This is a genomic window from Enterococcus sp. DIV0176, assembly GCF_050528535.1.
Taxonomy (GTDB): Bacteria; Bacillota; Bacilli; order Lactobacillales; family Enterococcaceae; genus Enterococcus_B; species Enterococcus_B thailandicus.
In genome coordinates, this window is record NZ_CP172879.1 from 586,270 (window position 1) to 604,847 (window position 18,578).

18 protein-coding genes and 1 other annotated feature are annotated in these 18,578 nt (G+C 38.1%); of the genes, 13 read left to right on the forward strand and 5 right to left on the reverse strand.

The annotated features are described in order from the left end of the window. Nucleotides 1-122 precede the first annotated feature (122 nt). A complete protein-coding gene (locus IGJ66_RS02840) occupies nt 123-2,021 on the forward strand; it encodes a fructose-bisphosphatase class III (RefSeq protein ID WP_067481718.1) in 1,899 nt (632 codons plus the stop codon). A 300-nt stretch (nt 2,022-2,321) separates the two neighbouring features. Here IGJ66_RS02840 and IGJ66_RS02845 read toward each other — a convergent pair whose 3' ends face one another. Continuing rightward, nucleotides 2,322-3,041 carry a gamma-glutamyl-gamma-aminobutyrate hydrolase family protein gene (locus IGJ66_RS02845; RefSeq protein ID WP_430616803.1) on the reverse strand — a complete coding sequence of 240 codons (720 nt, stop codon included), beginning with the start codon at nt 3,039-3,041 and terminating at the stop codon, nt 2,322-2,324. Nucleotides 3,042-3,244: 203 nt separating this feature from the next. Continuing rightward, nucleotides 3,245-3,293 (forward strand) — a sequence feature (sodium ion sensor (DUF1646 type); this cis-regulatory element may regulate processes involved in with the transportation of sodium ions). Nucleotides 3,294-3,403: 110 nt separating this feature from the next. On the opposite strand from IGJ66_RS02845, the gene IGJ66_RS02850 reads away from it, so the two are divergent. The 10 genes from IGJ66_RS02850 (at nt 3,404) to IGJ66_RS02895 (ending at nt 13,379) form a co-directional block, all read left to right on the forward strand. Continuing rightward, complete coding sequence (locus IGJ66_RS02850; RefSeq protein WP_311801555.1) at nt 3,404-3,724, forward strand: hypothetical protein; 321 nt, start codon at nt 3,404-3,406, stop codon at nt 3,722-3,724. After that, complete coding sequence (locus IGJ66_RS02855; protein WP_430616804.1) at nt 3,711-5,708, forward strand: V-type ATP synthase subunit I; 1,998 nt, start codon at nt 3,711-3,713, stop codon at nt 5,706-5,708. Before IGJ66_RS02850 ends, IGJ66_RS02855 begins: the two co-directional genes overlap by 14 nt. 21 nt (nt 5,709-5,729) lie before the next feature. Next, entirely contained in the window at nt 5,730-6,200 is a 471-nt protein-coding gene (locus tag IGJ66_RS02860) for a V-type ATP synthase subunit K (RefSeq protein ID WP_067483716.1), read from the forward strand. Between the two features lie 19 nt (nt 6,201-6,219). Beyond that, nucleotides 6,220-6,804 (forward strand): ATPase V, encoded by a 585-nt coding sequence (locus IGJ66_RS02865; protein WP_071868658.1) that lies wholly within the window; start codon nt 6,220-6,222, stop codon nt 6,802-6,804. 11 nt (nt 6,805-6,815) lie between these two features. Continuing rightward, nucleotides 6,816-7,802 (forward strand): V-type ATPase subunit, encoded by a 987-nt coding sequence (locus tag IGJ66_RS02870; RefSeq protein WP_430616805.1) that lies wholly within the window; start codon nt 6,816-6,818, stop codon nt 7,800-7,802. Beyond that, nucleotides 7,792-8,103, forward strand: coding sequence for a V-type ATP synthase subunit F (locus IGJ66_RS02875; protein WP_071868660.1), 312 nt, complete (start codon nt 7,792-7,794; stop codon nt 8,101-8,103). The genes IGJ66_RS02870 and IGJ66_RS02875 overlap by 11 nt, the downstream gene beginning before the upstream one ends. A gap of 21 nt (nt 8,104-8,124) precedes the next feature. Then, on the forward strand, nt 8,125-9,906 hold the full coding sequence (locus tag IGJ66_RS02880) for a V-type ATP synthase subunit A (RefSeq protein ID WP_071868661.1): 1,782 nt from the start codon (nt 8,125-8,127) through the stop codon (nt 9,904-9,906). Then, nucleotides 9,899-11,281, forward strand: coding sequence for a V-type ATP synthase subunit B (locus IGJ66_RS02885; protein WP_067483724.1), 1,383 nt, complete (start codon nt 9,899-9,901; stop codon nt 11,279-11,281). Before IGJ66_RS02880 ends, IGJ66_RS02885 begins: the two co-directional genes overlap by 8 nt. Next, nucleotides 11,281-11,919, forward strand: a complete 639-nt coding sequence (locus IGJ66_RS02890; RefSeq protein WP_270607293.1) for a V-type ATP synthase subunit D — start codon at nt 11,281-11,283, stop codon at nt 11,917-11,919. Before IGJ66_RS02885 ends, IGJ66_RS02890 begins: the two co-directional genes overlap by 1 nt. 104 nt (nt 11,920-12,023) lie before the next feature. After that, complete coding sequence (locus IGJ66_RS02895; protein WP_430616806.1) at nt 12,024-13,379, forward strand: TrkH family potassium uptake protein; 1,356 nt, start codon at nt 12,024-12,026, stop codon at nt 13,377-13,379. A 171-nt stretch (nt 13,380-13,550) separates the two neighbouring features. On the opposite strand, the gene gloA is transcribed toward IGJ66_RS02895, so the two are convergent. Continuing rightward, nucleotides 13,551-13,922: a lactoylglutathione lyase gene (gloA, locus tag IGJ66_RS02900; protein ID WP_067484141.1), complete on the reverse strand. Its 372-nt coding sequence runs from the start codon at nt 13,920-13,922 to the stop codon at nt 13,551-13,553. Nucleotides 13,923-14,042: 120 nt separating this feature from the next. Between gloA and IGJ66_RS02905 the strand changes: the two genes are divergently transcribed. Next, nucleotides 14,043-14,513 (forward strand): NUDIX hydrolase, encoded by a 471-nt coding sequence (locus IGJ66_RS02905; protein ID WP_067483727.1) that lies wholly within the window; start codon nt 14,043-14,045, stop codon nt 14,511-14,513. Nucleotides 14,514-14,853: 340 nt separating this feature from the next. On the opposite strand, the gene yidA is transcribed toward IGJ66_RS02905, so the two are convergent. Genes yidA through IGJ66_RS02920 form a run of 3 tightly spaced genes read right to left on the reverse strand, consistent with a single transcriptional unit; the run spans nt 14,854 to nt 17,880 of the window. Next, nucleotides 14,854-15,666 (reverse strand): sugar-phosphatase, encoded by an 813-nt coding sequence (gene yidA / locus IGJ66_RS02910; RefSeq protein WP_218658109.1) that lies wholly within the window; start codon nt 15,664-15,666, stop codon nt 14,854-14,856. A gap of 20 nt (nt 15,667-15,686) precedes the next feature. Next, nucleotides 15,687-17,054 (reverse strand): HD domain-containing protein, encoded by a 1,368-nt coding sequence (locus IGJ66_RS02915; RefSeq protein ID WP_067483731.1) that lies wholly within the window; start codon nt 17,052-17,054, stop codon nt 15,687-15,689. After that, nucleotides 17,038-17,880 carry a lipoate--protein ligase family protein gene (locus tag IGJ66_RS02920; protein ID WP_071868664.1) on the reverse strand — a complete coding sequence of 281 codons (843 nt, stop codon included), beginning with the start codon at nt 17,878-17,880 and terminating at the stop codon, nt 17,038-17,040. Before IGJ66_RS02920 ends, IGJ66_RS02915 begins: the two co-directional genes overlap by 17 nt. A 211-nt stretch (nt 17,881-18,091) precedes the next feature. On the opposite strand from IGJ66_RS02920, the gene IGJ66_RS02925 reads away from it, so the two are divergent. Further along, nucleotides 18,092-18,529, forward strand: a complete 438-nt coding sequence (locus IGJ66_RS02925) for a DUF1934 domain-containing protein (protein ID WP_067483735.1) — start codon at nt 18,092-18,094, stop codon at nt 18,527-18,529. Nucleotides 18,530-18,578 lie beyond the last annotated feature (49 nt).

The following is an 18,578-nucleotide window of genomic DNA, read 5'->3' on the forward strand; positions in this document are numbered from 1 at the left end:
TGTCTGAGTCTTTTTTTTGGATAGACCAATTATTTGTTTTTATCTATTTTGATTGTTTTAAACTTGTTTAAAAAGTTTATTGGTAATAGAATATGAACTATACCGATTAAGGAGGGTCATTGATGGATCCGTATTTAGAATTATTGTCAGAAAAGTTTCCAACGACCGAAGCAGTTTTAACTGAAATCATTAATTTAGAAGCGATTTTACAATTGCCTAAAGGAACGGAATTATTTTTAAGCGATATTCATGGTGAATTTCCGGCTTTCGATCATATTTTGCGAATTGGTTCAGGAAACTTGAAGGAAAAAGTTCGCGAATTATTTGAAAATCAATTATCGGAAGAGGAAAGAAATCAGTTAACTTTGTTTGTTGCTTACCCAGAATATGTGCAACGAACAGCTTGGTACGCTCAACAAGAAAAGGAACAACTAGTCGTACAGTTGATTGATCTCTTGGGATTTACCTCAGTTAAATATACTCGGTCTAAAGTTAGAAAAAGTTTACCTAAAGAATACAGCTATATTATCGAAGAACTTTTGTACTTAGATAATCGGTTACAAGGAAAGAAAGCTTACGCACAAAAAGTGATTGAACAACTTGTACGGTTAGGAGAAGTCGATCGTTTTTTAGAAAAACTTGCGTTAACGATTCAAACGTTAGTGATCGATCATTTACACATTGTTGGTGATATTTTTGATCGCGGAACACAAGCGGCGAAAGTGATGGATCGATTGATGACACAATCATCAATTGATATTCAGTGGGGAAATCATGATATTTTATGGTTAGGTGCATTTTATGGTTCAAAAGCTTGCTTGTTGACTTTACTGCGTATTGCAACACGCTATAATTATTTGTTTGAGTTAGAAAAAGAATACGCGATTAATTTACGACCATTATTTTCGTTTGCCCATCAAACGTATAAAAAAAATGCTGTGTTTACACCAAAAAACAGCGAAACTATGACCGATTCTGAACAAAGTGAATTGGAACAAGTTCATCAAGCATTAGCGATTATGCAATTTAAAGTTGAAGAGCAGTTGCTCATGCGAAGACCAGAATTTGAAATGGACGAGCGCCAACTTCTACACAAAATTGATTATGAAAAAGAAATAATTACTTTAGAAGGAGCAAGCTATTCGATTAAAGGTGCCTGCTTTCAAACAATTTCCCCTGAAACACCTGAACAATTGACAAAAGAAGAGGAGCAAATAATTGATAGTTTGATGTATTCCTTTCAGCACTCGCTACGAATGAAGAACCACATGGAATTTTTATTGGAAAAAGGAGCGATGTATCTCGTTTACAATGACCATTTGTTATTCCATGGGTGTATTCCAGTGGATGAAAAGGGAAACTTTTTAGCGTTAGAGCAAGAGCAAGTTGTTGGAGGAGTTGAGCTGTTAACATTTTTTGAAGAAAAAATTCGTGAAAGTGCAAAAACACCAGATTCTGGTGAAGATTTAGCAACGGATTATATTTGGTATGCTTGGAGTGGGCGGGTTTCACCTTTATTTGGAAAAAGTAAAATGGCAACCTTTGAACGCTATTTTTTAGAAGAAACACAGACCCATGTGGAAAAAAGTAACGCCTACTATCGTTTGAGAAATGAGTTATGGTTTAGCCAAAAGGTCTTGTCCTCATTTGGTATAAAATCGACTGGCTCAGTGATTATCAATGGTCATACTCCTGTGAAAGTTTGTAAAGGTGAGTCACCAGTCAAAGCGGAGGGAACTGTTTTTGTGATTGATGGAGGACTGTCTAAAGCGTATCAGAAAACAACGGGGATTGCTGGCTATTCACTACTTTTGAATTCTTATGGTTTCCAGTTAGTCACTCATTATCCCTTTGTGTCAATCGAACAGCAATTAGCGCAGACAGATGAGGGAACCTATGTTAAAAAGGTGATTGATCAACAGTTGCCGCGTCGTTTAAATCGAACTACGACTAAGGGAAGAGTCCTTCAACGAGAGATTAATCATCTACATCAATTACTAGAGATTTATCCAACCAGATAATTGAATTAATTAGAAAAAGGAGATGTGACAAAAGTCTTGTCACATCTCCTTTTTCTAACAAACGGTGTTCCCAAAGCAACTCCTTCGGCAATAAGTCCTCTTTTCTTAAAATATGGAAAACTATTTTAAAAAAAGCATTCTTATTGCTTGAAGCTAAACGCTTTGCGCCACAACCTTATTCACGGTGTTCCCCAAGCAACTCCTCGAAATAATTCGTAACTGCCTAAAAATATGGCATGCTATTTTTGTCAGTTGCTCATTATTTTTTCGGAGCTAAACGCATTGCGCCACAACCTCTTTTTATAGTTTATTGACAAAGTAATCGAAGAGACTTTGATCCAGTGGATTGACTTGGTGTGTCAACTCAGGGTGCCATTGAACACCAAAAATTTTTTCTTCGGGATTTTTACTCTCGACTGCCTCAATGATTCCGTCATTTGCAATGGCGATTGCTTTCAATGAAGGAGCTAAATCTTTGATCGCTTGATGATGGTAGGAATTGACAAAATAAGATTCTGGTAACAAAGAACCAAGTAGACTATTAGCAGAAACCTTTACTTCATGAGTAGCAAAAGTTGGTACAGTTGGTTGTTGTTCGTGTTTAACTGCCCAATTGGGATAGAGGGAAAGATCCTGATACAAGGTTCCACCTAGTACGACATTCACTAATTGTGTACCACGGCAAACAGAAAAAATAGGTTTCTTTTGTTTGATTGCTTCTTTGATCAATGCTTGTTCAAAAAGATCTCGGTTCAAGTTAGTTTCTTGTAGCTTTGGATGTGGATCTTGCTGATATAATTGAGGGCTGATATCTTGTCCCCCAGCTAATAATAATTTATCGACACGGCTGATAAAGGCAGCTGCGTAGCTTGGTTCAAGTATGGGAAAGATGAGTGGTAAACCACCTGCTTGTTTCACTGCTTGAACAAATCCTTGTGGGGTATAAGTAACTTCATTTCCTTGAAAAGTATCTGTTGCTTTATTTAAATGATTACCGGCAATTCCAATAATAGGTTGCATAGTTGTTCCTCCAGACTGTAACTAAACTGATTGTAACAACTTTTGAAAAAAAGTGGAAATACTTTGAATTTTTTGTGGTACTGAAACCCTGATGCCATTAGGGTTGGCTAGACTTTTTTTGTAAGTCGCCATTAAAAAGCGTCCGAAAATGGTTGAACATTTACCTCATTTTGCTATAATGAAAGACAAATTCAAATAAAAAAGGTTGGGCGCAAGCTTTCAAGGATCAAGTTCTTCAAGGGGTGAGAAGAACAGTTGTTGAAAGTAGCTCGATTACCAGACAGATATCGTTAGAGGTAGCTGCTTTCAATGAACTTGAAAGGCAGTTACCTCTTTTTTTTTATCGAAAGGATGTGAACGATTTGTTAGAAATTTTGGAACAGATTCGTAAAGCGGAAGAAAAAAATGAACAACAGATGCAAGTTTTGCGTACTGAGATGCAACAGTTAACAAAGAAAAAAGAAGATGAGATTCACGTGATTGAGGAAAGAAAAAGGCAAGAATTGACTCAACTTCTTTCAGAGAAAAAACAAATCAAAGAAGCAACACTTCAGACCAAACAAAAACAGTTAGATGAGGAAATCCAACAGGTTCAACAAACACTAGCTGAACAATATGACGAACATCAAGAACATGCAATAGATCTAATTATTGAAAGGGTGAAAGAATATGTCCGTCACTAAGATGGAAAAAGTCACACTCATTTCAGATCAGAAGAACCAAGAAGCTGTTTTACAAGCTATCCAAGGAATTCAACAAGTTGAATTCCGCAATTTATTTCAAGAAACGACTAATAATCATTGGGTCGATACCTACTTTCCACAGACCAAAACTTTTACTGAGAATACGAGTCAACATGAATTAGAACAACGGTTGCAATCAATTCGTGAAGCGGTTCAATTTATTGAGCATCATGGTCATTCTCAACAAAAGCTGGTTCATTTAAAACGAACGGAACTTTCTTTGCATGAATTAGAAGCTGCTTATTCAGAAGCTGATTTTTTGAAAAAATTACAAGAAATCTTGGAATTAAAAAAACAGTGGCAGAAGCTAAGTGAACGACGTAAAGAACTAACGGAAGAAGAGGAATATCTTTCAAATTGGCAATACTTGGATGTGATTCCTGCAACTTTTCATAGTCAAAAGACAGTTCTAGTTTTGGGAAGTATGGGAACAACTAGTTTGGAACCTTTTCAAACAGCTGTAGCACAATTACCTGTTTATTTGGAAGAGATTTATTCTACACCAAAATCTGTTTACTTGGCGTATATTACTTTGCAAGACGCAGCGGAACAGGTAGCAGAACTTGCAGGTCGGCATGGCTTAACGGTGTGTAATTATCCCTATGATGAAGTGCCAAGCAAAGCTTTAACCAAAATCAAACAGCAAATGCTAGAAGTGCAAACTAACCAAAAGGAACTAGCTGCCAAGATTGGTTTGTATCGTGAAAAGATTCGTGAATTTGAATGGGTGGAAGAAGTGACCTTAGCGCTGATTGAACGTGAAAGAATCAAGCAACAATTTGTGCGTTCAAAGCAACTGATTGTTTTACAAGGCTGGATTGGAATAGATACAAAGGAAGATTTGATGACAGCTTTAGCAGAAAAACTTCCAGCTTCGGCTGTTCATGTTCAATTTGAGTCGCCAACAGTCGAAGAAATTCAAATGGAAGTACCAACAAAATTAACCAATCATCCACTAGTCGAGCCATTTGAATTACTAACAGAGATGTATAGTTTACCAAAATACGAAGAAGTTGATCCAACGCCATGGTTCATGCCGTTTTATCTTGTCTTTTTCGGTATGATGGTCGCAGATGTTGGGTATGGGTTATTGTTATTGATTGGTTCGATCTTATTACAAAAATGGGTCACTTTACCACGTGGACTTACAAGATTTGTTAAGTTTTTTGAGATTTTATCTATCCCAACGATTATCTGGGGCTTGATTTACAGTTCATTTTTCGGCATGGCGTTACCAAAAACAATCTTTGGTCTACCACTACCATTTCCTATTTTATCAACAACAGAAGATGTTAATACGATTTTGATTTTATCAGTTATTTTTGGTTTGATTCAAATCTTAGTTGGTCTATTTGTTTCAGCAAAAGAAAACTTGAAGAGAAAAGCGTACTTAAATGCGATTAGCGAAGGATTTGCATGGCAAGGTATCTTAATCGGAATTGTCTTAGCTGTAGTCGGAGCAGTTGTGTTAAAACAAAAACAATTTTTGTATCTTGGAGGCAGTATTGCGATTTTATCGGCGCTTTGTATTGTGATTATTCCAATCATTCAGTCTACTTCGAAAGCGAAAGGGGCTGCCAAGGGCGTATACAATCTATACGGATTAACGAGTTATATCGGTGACCTAGTTAGTTATACTCGTTTGATGGCACTTGGGATTTCTGGTGGAAGTATCGCCGCCGCGTTTAATATGTTGGTAGCATTTATGCCACCAGTAGCGCGATTTAGTGCAGGTTTGTTTTTGATTGTTCTCTTACATGCATTAAATCTATTCTTAACATTATTGAGTGCATATGTTCATGGTGCTCGGTTACAATATGTCGAATTTTTTGGCAAGTTTTATACAGGTGGTGGGCGAGCATTTCAACCACTTAAAACCGCAGAAAAATATGTCAACATCAATCATCGAAAACAAAAAAAGTGAATAATGGAGGAGTTTTAACAAATGATGGATTACTTAATTACAAATAACGGTGGAATTGTTTTTGCAGTATTAGCGATGGGCGTGGCTACGATTTTTTCAGGAATTGGTTCAGCTAAAGGTGTGGGAATGACTGGTGAAGCAGCAGCAGCACTGACAACTAGCCAACCAGAAAAATTTGGTCAGGCACTGATTTTACAATTGTTACCAGGAACGCAAGGACTCTACGGCTTCGTAATTGCTTTCTTGATTTTCATCAACTTGAGTGGCGACCTATCTGTTGTTCAAGGAATGAGCTATCTAGGTGCATCTTTACCAATTGCATTTACAGGATTATTTTCTGGTATTGCACAAGGTAAAGTGGCGGCAGCAGGTATTCAAATTTTAGCGAAAAAACCGGAACATGCAACGAAAGGAATTATTTTTGCTGCGATGGTTGAAACCTATGCGATTTTAGGCTTCGTGATTTCTTTCTTATTAGTTTTAAACGCGTAAACGTAAAGGAGGAGAATCAATGGATGCCATTGAACAAATCATTAAGCAAATAAATGAAGACGCAGCAAATGAACGTGCTGCTTTTGAGACAGCTGAACGTAAAAAGATTGAGCAAGTGTTCAAACAAAAATCAGAACAAGTAACGACTACTTTTCAGCAACAAGAGCGTAAGCAACTCGAGTCATTAGAGCGACACTATCGTCAATTAGAAAATCGTCAGCAAGTCGAAGCTCGACAAGATATGCTAAATCAAAAACAAGCTTTTTTAGATAAGTTATTTGATGAAGCAATTGAGAAAATGGAAGCGTGGAAACCACAAGATGTTCTCGCATTTGTACAGACAGCTTTAAGTCCATTGGCATTAAAAGGAGAAGTAATCTTTCGCGTAGGTGAAAAATCGGCAGATATTTTTACGGAAGAGCAAATAAAAGATTTCTCTCAAAAACTGCCCTTTACATTAGTTAAAGATCCAAAGGTAATCCCAAATGAAGCTGGTTTTGTCTTGGACAGTAAAGGAATTCAATACAATTTTTTGTTTAGTCGGTTAGTGACGGAGTTAAGAGGCTCGATGGGGTATGAGCTAGCACAACAATTGTTTACTTAAGGAGGGGAACGATGAACTATCACGAATTAAATCCTTTGATTCGCGGGAGAGAGCTTGAATTATTGACGAATGAAGATTTTGAGCGTTTGATTCAAGCCCCTTCAATCGACGCATTTGGCGAACAATTGAAAACGACGATTTATCAACCTTATCTTTATGAGGGATTTGAATACGAATTGGAACAAAACTTAGCAAAGGAACAAAGTGAATTGTTTGCATGGCTAAAGGAACGAGTTCCTGAACCAGAGATTCTTTGGATTTATACGATGCGCTTTACTTTCCATAACTTGAAAGTTTTAACCAAGGCAGAGCTAACAGGCAAAAATCTGGATCAGTTATTTATTGATGACGGCTTCTATTCATTAGATATGATGAAAGAAGCGGTTCGAACACAAGATTCTGTTGAATTACCGGAGACATTACTTGCCAGTATCCGTGAAGTGTTTGATTATTTTGAAGGGGCAACTATTTTACAGGGAATTGATGTGATTTATGATCGTCATTTTCTAACAGAACAGCGCCGACTTGGCGAGAAACTCGGGTACAAGGAACTGTTAACGGAAATCATTGCATTGATTGATCTCACAAATATTATAACGATGGCACGTGGACTGAGTCAAAATCGAACGAAAGGATTTATGACAACTGTTCTTTCAAGTGCGGGTGGCATCGAAAAGGAAATCTTTTTGTCTTTTGTTGGTCAAGAATTAGAAGCATATACTCGCTTTTTATTAACAACTGATTATGCAGAAATTATTCGCCCTGCACTAAAAGAAACAGAAATTGATCTAATTACTTTGGAACGTTTGAAGGATGATTACCTTTCCTCCCTTTATCAAGAGGCGCAAACACAGGCTTTTGGTCCATTACCATTACTTGCTTTTTTAAATGCAAAAGAAGTAGAAGGAAAAAATTTGCGTTTGTTAGCAGTTGGTAAACGTAGCCAATTTAGTACAGAACAAATCAGAGAGCGGGTGAGGACAGTCTATGGGACATAAAATTGGTGTAATTGGTGACAAGGCATCTGTCTTACCTTTTCAGTTAGTTGGTTTTGATGTTCACTTTGAAACAAATCCACAGAATGTACGTCGACTCGTGGAGCAAATGGCAAAAGAGGGCTATGGTGTAATCTATGTCACAGAACAATGTGCGACTTCCATCCCAGAAGTAATTGCTCGCTACCAAGAACAACTGATACCAGCAATCGTATTGATTCCTAATTATCAAGGAACAGAGAAGATTGGATTAACTGAAATTCAAAACAATGTTGAAAAAGCCGTAGGTCAAAATATTTTATAGTAGGGAAAAGGAGCGAATGATTTGCAAATTGGAAGAATTATCAAAGTGTCTGGACCACTTGTTATGGCTGAAAATATGAGTGATGCTAGCATTCAAGATATGTGTTTAGTAGGAGAACTTGGGGTTATTGGCGAAATCATTGAAATGCGTGGTGATGTCGCTTCAATCCAAGTTTATGAAGAAACATCAGGAATTGGACCAGGTGAACCAGTACGTTCAACGGGCGAAGCACTGTCTGTTGAACTGGGACCAGGAATTATTTCTCAAATGTTTGATGGTATCCAGCGCCCGTTGGATACCTTCATGGAAATCACCCAAAGTAATTTTTTAGGTCGGGGTGTACAACTACCAGCTTTAGATCATGAGAAAAAATGGTGGTTTGAAGCAACAGCTGAGGTAGGAGAGTTTGTCGTTGCGGGGGATGTAATTGGAACTGTGGCTGAAACGAAAGTAATCCAACATAAAATCATGGTTCCAAATGGAATCAGTGGGAAAATCAGCCAATTAGCGTCAGGAAATTTCACGATTGATGAAGCTGTATGTGTTCTTGAAACTGAACAAGGAAGTCAAGAATTAACGATGATGCAAAAATGGCCAGTGAGACGAAGTCGACCAATTAAGGAAAAACGCAACCCAGAAGCGCCTATGATTACTGGACAACGAGTGATTGATACTTTCTTCCCAGTGACAAAGGGAGGAGCAGCAGCTGTTCCCGGACCATTTGGAGCTGGAAAAACAGTTGTGCAGCATCAAATTGCTAAATGGGCAGATGTTGATATGGTTGTTTATGTTGGTTGTGGCGAGCGTGGAAACGAGATGACGGATGTCTTAAATGAATTTCCTGAATTGATTGATCCAAATACTGGTGAATCCATAATGGAACGTACAGTTTTAATTGCAAACACATCAAATATGCCAGTTGCGGCACGAGAAGCGTCGATTTATACAGGCATTACAATTGCTGAGTATTTCCGTGATATGGGCTATGATGTGGCAATCATGGCAGATTCTACTTCTCGTTGGGCGGAAGCTTTACGAGAAATGAGTGGTAGATTGGAAGAAATGCCGGGAGACGAGGGGTATCCAGCTTATCTGGGCTCGCGTTTAGCAGAATATTATGAGCGGTCAGGGCGAGTAATGACTCTTGGTTCAGTGCCCCGAGAAGGTAGCATTACAGCCATCAGTGCCGTTTCTCCTTCAGGTGGAGATATTTCTGAGCCTGTGACACAGAATACATTGCGTGTGGTGAAAGTTTTCTGGGGGTTAGATGCTAACCTAGCACAACGTCGTCATTTTCCATCAATCAACTGGATGCAAAGTTATTCTTTGTATTCGACGGAAGTTGGTCAATATTTGGATCAAGTATTGCAAGCAGACTGGTCAAAAATGGTTACAGAAGGCATGCGTATATTAAAAGAGGAAGAACAATTAAATGAAATCGTTCGTTTAGTTGGGATTGATTCACTTTCTGATAATGATCGTTTGACTTTGGAAGTTGCAAAGTCAATTCGAGAAGACTATCTTCAGCAAAATGCTTTTGATGATGTTGATACATTTACTTCAAGAGAAAAACAGTTCAAAATGTTGCAACTGATTTTAACGTTTGGACAAGAAGCGCGTCGTGCGCTGTCTGTAGGTTCATATTTAACTGAAATTATGGAAGGAACGGTTGTCCTTCGTGACCGAATTGCACGAAGTAAATATATACCAGAAACTGAAATCCAGCAGCTTGATGCACTATTGGTTGAAACGAAAGAAACAATCCAAAAAATCATTGTGGAAGGAGGAATGACTGTTGATTAAAGAATACCAAACGATTGGTGAAGTAGTTGGTCCTTTGATGGCGGTAGAAAAAGTAGCAGGTGTAAAGTACGAAGAGCTGATTGAAGTTCGTATGCAAAATGGTGAAATTCGCCGAGGACAAGTGTTAGAAGTTCAAGAAGACAAAGCAATGGTTCAGATTTTTGAAGGAACTAGTGGTATTAATCTGCGAGATTCTGCTGTACGATTTCTTGGGCATCCGTTAGAACTTGGTGTTTCTGAAGACATGATTGGCAGAGTCTTTGATGGTCTAGGTCGCCCGAAAGATCATGGTCCAGAAATTTTGGCAGAGAAAAAAGTCGATATTAATGGGGAAGTTATCAATCCAGTTGCACGAGATTATCCCGATGAATTTATTCAAACTGGTATTTCAGCAATCGATCATTTGAATACGTTAGTAAGAGGACAAAAATTACCTGTATTCTCTGGTTCAGGACTCCCACATAAAGAATTGGCCGCTCAAATTGCACGACAAGCAACGGTGCTGAATGAAGCGGAAGATTTTGCTGTCGTCTTTGCCGCAATTGGGATTACATTTGAGGAAGCAGAATTTTTCATGGAAGACTTTCGTCAAACGGGTGCAATTGATCGAAGTGTCATGTTTATGAATCTGGCTAACGATCCTGCAATTGAGCGGATCGCTACACCACGAATGGCACTGACAGCAGCAGAGTATTTAGCTTATGAAAAAGGGATGCATGTCTTGGTCATTATGACAGACATGACCAATTATGCGGAAGCTTTGCGCGAAATTTCTGCGGCACGACGAGAGGTTCCAGGACGTCGTGGCTATCCAGGGTATCTATACACGAATCTAGCAACGTTATTTGAACGTGCTGGTCGAATTCGTGGCGTAAAGGGTTCTGTCACTCAGATTCCGATTTTGACGATGCCAGAAGATGACAAAACGCATCCGATTCCTGATTTGACAGGTTATATCACAGAAGGGCAGATTATTTTATCACGAGAATTGTATAAGAGTGGGATTCAGCCACCGATTGATGTGTTACCTTCCTTATCTCGACTAAAGGATAAAGGAACGGGTGCCGGCAAAACAAGGGTCGATCACGCAGCTACGATGAATCAATTATTTGCAGCTTATGCGCAAGGAAAGCAAGCGAAAGAACTTGCAATCGTATTAGGTGAGTCGGCGTTGTCTGATGTGGATAAAATCTATGCAAAATTTGCGAACCGTTTTGAAGAAGAGTACATCAATCAAGGATTTACCACGAATCGCTCAATTTTTGAAACCCTTGACCTAGGTTGGGAATTACTTTCGATGTTACCAAGGACAGAGTTAAAGCGAATCAAAGAAGAGTTGCTAGAGGAATATTTACCTGAAAAGGAAGTGCGCTAATGGCAAGACTAACGGTGAATCCAACGCGTATGGAGTTTACTCGTTTAAAAAAACAGTTAACAACGGCTACTCGTGGACACAAATTACTGAAAGATAAGCAAGATGAATTGATGCGTCAGTTTATTCTATTCGTTCGCAAAAATCATCAGCTTCGTCAAGAAATGGAAGCTGAGTTACAGGCTGCCATGGCAAATGTGGTTCTTGCGAATGCATCAATCAATGAAGCCTTCATTGAAGAATTGTTTGTGCTACCTGCCGAAACGATGGAATTAGCAGTGACTGAAAAAAATATTATGAGCGTCAAGGTACCTGTGATGAACTTTCAATATGATGACCGACTGGGAGAAGCGCCGTTAGAATATGGCTATTTAAACTCCAATGCAGAACTAGATCAAGCAATTGAACAATTTACGAGTGTGTTGCCTAAACTGTTGGCATTAACGGAAATCGAAAAAACGTGTCAGTTGATGGCAAGCGAAATTGAAAAAACACGACGAAGAGTAAATGCTTTAGAGTATATGACGATTCCTCAGTTGGAAGAAACGATTTATTACATTCAAATGAAACTCGAAGAAAATGAACGTGCAGAAGTTACTCGTTTAATCAAAATCAAGGATATGGGAAGTAGCCATTCATAGTAGCTACAATTCTGCGTGAGCGAAAAAAGAGAGTTGATGAAAATCAAGTCTCTTTTTCTCAAAAATGGACTAGCACAAGACGAACAGGAAGGCAGTGAACTTGCTTGAAGACACGATTGATTCAACTTTTTCAAAAATTATCAGCGGTACAATTATTAGCTTTCGGTTTCTTTGCGCTGATTTTTACTGGAGGAAGCTTATTATCCCTGCCATTGTTTAGTCGAAGTGGGGAGGCAACCAACTATCTGGATGCGCTGTTTACAGCGACATCGGCGATTTGTGTTACCGGACTAACTACTTTAAATACTGTCGAACATTGGAATGGTTTGGGACAACTGGTTTTGCTGATTTTAATTGAAATTGGTGGATTAGGCTTTATGATGGTGCCAATTTTATATTTCACGCTTGCTCGAAAAAAGATTAGTTTGAGTACACGTATTGTGTTAAAAGAAGCGTTGAATTTAGAAAAAATGGCTGGTGTAACCGATTTGATGCTTTATATTTTTAAGTTTGCTTTAGTAATCCAGCTAGTAGGTGCCGTGGCATTATCAATCGTGTTTGTTCCTGAATTTGGTTGGATTAAGGGAAGCTGGTATGGTATTTTTCATGCTATTTCTAGTTTTTGTAATGCTGGATTTGATTTGTTAGGCGAGAGCCTGGTTGCACATCAAGAAAATAATTATTTATTACTCGTGATTTCAATATTGATTATTGCTGGTGGATTAGGGTTCATTGTTTGGCGTGACTTGTTGACCTTTCATCAAACGAAAAAAATCAGTTTACACTCAAAAATTGCTTTAAGTATGACGAGTATTTTGTTAGTAGGTAGTTTTTTCGTTTTTCTTTTTACGGAAAAAAATGGAGCAAACTTTTTACAAGGCAATTTTAGTAATCGGATAGTTAATACATTCTTTTTAAGCGTGACACCTCGAACGGCAGGTTATTCGTCGATTGATTATTCTAAGATGAGCCATGCTGGTTTGATCCTAACCATGTTTTTGATGTACATCGGTGGAACTTCTGGTTCAACTGCGGGGGGACTTAAAACAACCACTTTGGGTGTGTTGCTAGCGCAAATGCGTTCAATGTTTAAAGGGAGAACAAGAGCTGAAATTTTTGGACGTACGATACGACAACCAACTATTTTGCGTGCGTTGACTTTATTTTTTTTAACACTGACTCTTTGTGTGGTGGCAGTAATGATTTTATCAATTACAGAATATGTACCAGAAAAAATGGGGCTTGAATATATCGCATTTGAGGTCTTCTCTGCTTTTGGCACGGTTGGTTTGACAATGGGATTGACGCCAGATTTATCAGTTGTTGGGAAAATTTTGATTATGGCATTGATGTATACTGGGCGCGTTGGCGTGTTGACGATTGCTTTTTCATTGATGAAAAAAGTTCATCAGCAAGAAATAAAAATCAAATATCCAGAAGAAAGTGTGATGATTGGGTAAGTCAAATAAAAATAGTGCTTTTTTGACGATACTCCGAACAAAAAAGAAACTGGGAAAAAATAAAAAAACCATCGTTCTTAACACATTTCAAAAAAACGCCTAAAATCAACGTTTTCAAAACGAATTTTAGGCGTTTTTTCTATCTAGGTTAGCTCTTTTTAAGTGAGTGGATTATCCACGAATAACTTCAATTTTATAACCATCAGGATCGATAACAAAGTAATAAGAAGGAGCAGTTCCCGGCAATCCTTTTAAGTCAGTTATATTTAAACCAGCAGCTTGGTGTTTCTCATGTAATGCTTCCAAGTCATCTGCAGCAATTGCAATATGGCCATAACCGTTTCCTAGATCATATGCTTCATGATCATAGTTGTACGTCAATTCTAGTTCGTAATCATCTCCCGGCAAAGTTAAGTAAACAAGAGTGAACTTATTTTCTGGAAAATCGCGACGGCGACTTTCTTCAAAGCCAAACGCAGTTTGATAAAATTCAAGAGATGCGTCAAGGTCTTTTACGCGGACGCAAGTGTGTGCCATTTTCATAAATAAAAACTTCCTTTCTTTTTTATTCATGATAGCAAAGAATAACAAGAAAAATAAATATTGGTGCTTGTTCATGAGAAAACTCTCATGTAAAATAAAAAGAAAAAGGTGGGAAAATGAATGGATTATCCAGTTTTTGGAGAAAAGAAACAGTCAGCCAGCTATCAAACACGCTATGCTGCATATATCATTGTAGAAAAAGAAACAGAAATAGCTTTGGTTGAGGCACCAAATGGCGCATTTTTCCTACCCGGCGGAGAAATCGAGGGACAAGAAACCAAAGAAGAAGCCATTGCTCGTGAGATGATTGAAGAACTTGGTATCACGGTAGTCATTGATTGTTTCTTAGGACAAGCAGATGAATATTTTTATTCCAACTACCGCGCGACCTATTATTACAACCCTGGTTATTTTTATGTTGCTAAAAGCTGGGAAAAAATTGGGGAGCCTACTGAAACAACAAATCGTATTTGGTGGGTAACTCCTGCGGATGCGATTGTGAAGCTGAAGAGAGGTAGCCATCAATGGGCGGTTAAAAAATGGCTAGAGGACAAATATAAAGTTGAACAAGAAATTGAAACAAAAAATTAAAATCGTAAGTACAGAATTAAGTTGTTTAAAAATTCAACGTCTATTTTAGAAGATTTACTTAACAGATGGTTATTAAAAGTTTAGTTCTGGCTTGTGATTCATTGAGGAAAGTAAAAAAGTTGTGGCACAAAGGAGTTAACTTCAAGTAATAAGAACGTCGTTTCTAAAAACAACTTCACATAATTTTAGGAAGGGTAGATTTATTACTTGAAATTGCTTTAGGAACGCCATTTATTCAGCAAAAAAGGCTGTGACAATCCATTTGTCACAGCCCTTTTTGCTGATTCACCTTACTAATTTTTTGGGAATAGTAGTTGCTCAAATAAGTGATGCAGCTGGCTTAGTTTAGCACATATTTTTTGATTGCTTCAGCTACGCCGTGTTCTTCATTTGAAGCTGTTAGTGCGTTGGCTGCTTCTTTTACGATGGTTAAAGCATTTTCCATGGCTACTCCAAGGCCAGCATATTCGATCATTGATAAATCATTTTCATTGTCGCCAATTGCCATGACTTCGTCTTGTGTGATGCCAAGATGTTGTGCTAAGTTTGCAACTGCGGCTCCTTTATTGGCTTCTTTATTCAAGACTTCAAAGTAAAAAGGTGCACTTTTAACCGTTGTATATTTATCACGAAATTCTTGAGGAAGACGCGCAATTGCTGCATCTAAAATTTCAGGTTCGTCGATCATCATCATTTTGACAATATTCATGTCAGGTGTCATTTCTTCAGGGGTACGATATTTCAACGGCATGTTTACAAGGCCAGACTCATGGACAGAGTAAGGGCTAATATCACGGTTTGGTGTGTAGATTGCTTTTTCATCAATTGAGTGTAAGTGGCTGCCAACTCGACGCGCCATCACTTCGATTTCTAAAAAGTCTTCGTGAGTCAATCCGTGACGCGCGATGATGTTTCCTGTTTTCGTTTGTTGAACTAAAGCACCATTATAAGTGATGACATAGTCTGTGTCTTTGAATAATTCTAATGCTTCGAGTTGTTCTCTGACACCAGGTAATGGACGACCTGTACATAAGACAATGTTTACTCCTTGTTTGTCTGCTTGCTGAATTGCTTCTTTGACTTCCGTTGTTAATTCACGTTGATCATTTAACAACGTGCCATCGATGTCGATAGCGATTAATTTGATAGACATAATTTCCTCCAACATTTTTCTTACTTATTTTCAATTAGTGCGCCATTTTGAATGTGACTGGCAAATTCTTGATATGTTTCATCAAAGAGATCATAATGGTTTCTCAAAGTGGGATCAACCATTTCTTTTGGGAAGAAGAACCGTTCGTCACCTTGTTCTTGACCAGCTAAAGCAGCAACTAATTGGCTAACCTTGGATAATTCTATCAAAGTTCCGTCATTTCTCAAAATCTCAATTTGGGTACGATGTCGGTTTTGCTCTGGACGATAGAAATCATAAGGTAAATCATAACTAGAATTGATTGCGGTGTAGTACACAGGATTGTAGCCCACTTTTTCAACTAGTAGAGTGAGTTCTTCGATTAGTGGTGAGTTGCGATCACCGGAAAAAGTGGCAGATTTTAATGGTTTTCGATTTAAAAATCGTTTTGCTAAGTCATTTAAAATCGGATCAGTTGCTTCTGTCCATTGTGTAAAATAAGTCCCTAATACGCCATCGTCAAGTTTCAAGTAATCATCTAACGTAAATGATTCAGCCAAGAAAGGAAGCAACAGTTGTGCATGCATTTCAAATGCAGCAGAGTCTTCCAAATAAAGTTCATGTGCCCGATGAAGTAGGTGTTCTAAAATGACTTCCATTCCACGAGAAACTGGATGGAAATAAACTTGAACGTACATTTGGTAACGACTAACAATGTAATCCTCCACAGCGTGCATCCCATTCATTGAAAAGGCGATACCACCTTCGTAGGGACGAATCACTCGTAAAATCCTAGTCAAATCAAAAGTTCCATATTCAGTCCCTGTGTAATAAGCATCTCTCAATAAATAATCCATACGATCGGCATCGATTTGACTAGAAATCATTTGAACAACCTGTGGATTGGGATACGTTTTTTGAATCACACTTGCAACTTTTTCGGGAAAGCCATCTTCCACTCGATTCAAGATTTGATAAACTTCTGTTTCTGGTGAAGTAATGATTTCTACGGTAATTGCTTCATGATCCGTATGGAAAATATGTTCAAAAGTATGTGAGTAAGGACCGTGACCGACATCATGAAGAAGTGCCGCGCAAAGCGTAACTAATCGTTCTTTGTCATCCCAGCCATTTTCACCAATTTTTTCTTTCGAGTAGTTCCGTGAAAAGATATCACAAATTCGTCGGGAAATTTCATACACACCTAATGAATGTGTAAAGCGACTGTGTTCTGCACCATGAAAAGTAAATGAAGCTGTACCTAATTGCTTAATGCGTCGTAGTCGCTGGACTTCTTTTGAGTTGATTAAGTCCAAAATAACTTGATGCTGTACATGGACATAATTATGGACAGGATCACGAAATACCTTTTCAATAGGAAGAACTTGGTATTTATAAGGAATTGTCATACTGTTGCTCCTTTAAGATAGAATTTCTGTCAGCCATTCGTGCTAGCTGTGTTTCCCATTCATCTGCTGAAATATAGTTTTGTAACCAATCAGTAGAAGAAAGGGGAATGAGAGGCACAGATTGCCCCATAAGGTTTTGAAAAGCAGTTGCTAAGCGGATTTTAACCTCAGAGACGGTCAATTGTTGCTGTAAAAGGTCGCTAAGATTCGCCATTTTTTCTGGTTTAACAGCAGGATAGCCATCTGTACCAAAAGCTTCTTTTAGTGAGACTTGATAAAAGCTTCGCATCAATTCGCCGCGTGCCTGTTGATTCCCATTGACGCTTAGATACATCATGACGGCAATCCCGTTTTTGATTCGGCGTTGTGCAATTCCAGCAAATTTTTTCCCAGAGATACTCAAATCATACGTTCCAGGACAATAGGAGTCAGAAATTTCAAAAGCTTCAATGGCTGCTTCAGGAAAAGCTTTTCTGGTCAAAGCTAACATTCGTTCGTAACCATCATCAATTGAAATTTTTTTATCATCTGTTTGTGGAAATAGCAAGGAAACATTCAAAATACCAGTATCAGAAACGATACCTAAGCCTCCTGAATTTCGTACGACAGGCGTATATCCCGCTTTGCGAATGGATTGAACACCTTCAGTAAAGAAAGGTGTGCGGGTATCTTTCATTCCAAAAATCACTGTTTTGTTATATTGCCAGAAATGAAGAAATGTTTGTTGCTGTTTCTTCGTTTCAGCGGTTAATAAATCGGTCAATGCAAAAGGGGAAAAGTCATTGCCTTGATAGATGTCTTGATCCAATAAAATAGGAGGATTCATTTCATCAACTCCTTGTTCAGTTAGTTCCCTTATTTCTCTCCTAGTATACCTCAAAAACAGTCAGAAGTTTTTAGGTACGCTTCTTATTAGAAGAACTAACAGCGGCTAAAGAAGGGTGAAAAAAGCAAAAAGATAAAAAATATACAAGTTGGTTGACAAAATAGCAGAAACTGGGAACAATAAGCCTATGAGAAGTAAAGGAGAATGCGAGATGGATTTATCACAAGGAACACCGATTTCAATAAAACTACGTACAAAAGTGAAACAGCAAGGGGAAGTGCAAGACTTTTATTTTGATTTAACGGGTCAAATGGTAAAAATTGGTGATACGTTATACATACGGTATAAAGAAGTTCAAGAAGAAACAGGACAAGAAGTTCCTGTGACGATCAAAATCATTCCTGATGGTCATGTTCAGTTAATTCGTGCTGGGGAAATGCGAATGCGTCTAAAATTTGGCTACAAAGAACGTTTAGAAACAGCCTATAAGACACCTTACGGAATGATTTTGATTCAAACATTTACCAACGAACTGCATGTTAGTTTAAAAGATCGACCGGCCTCAGGAAATATTGTGATTGCTTACGATCTATTTATGGGCGAAGAAAAACTAGGTGAATATCATTTGACCTTAGATTTTACAGCATAATTTAAAAGAAAAGTTTGATTTTTTATCGTTGATTTTGTATGATAAGGGA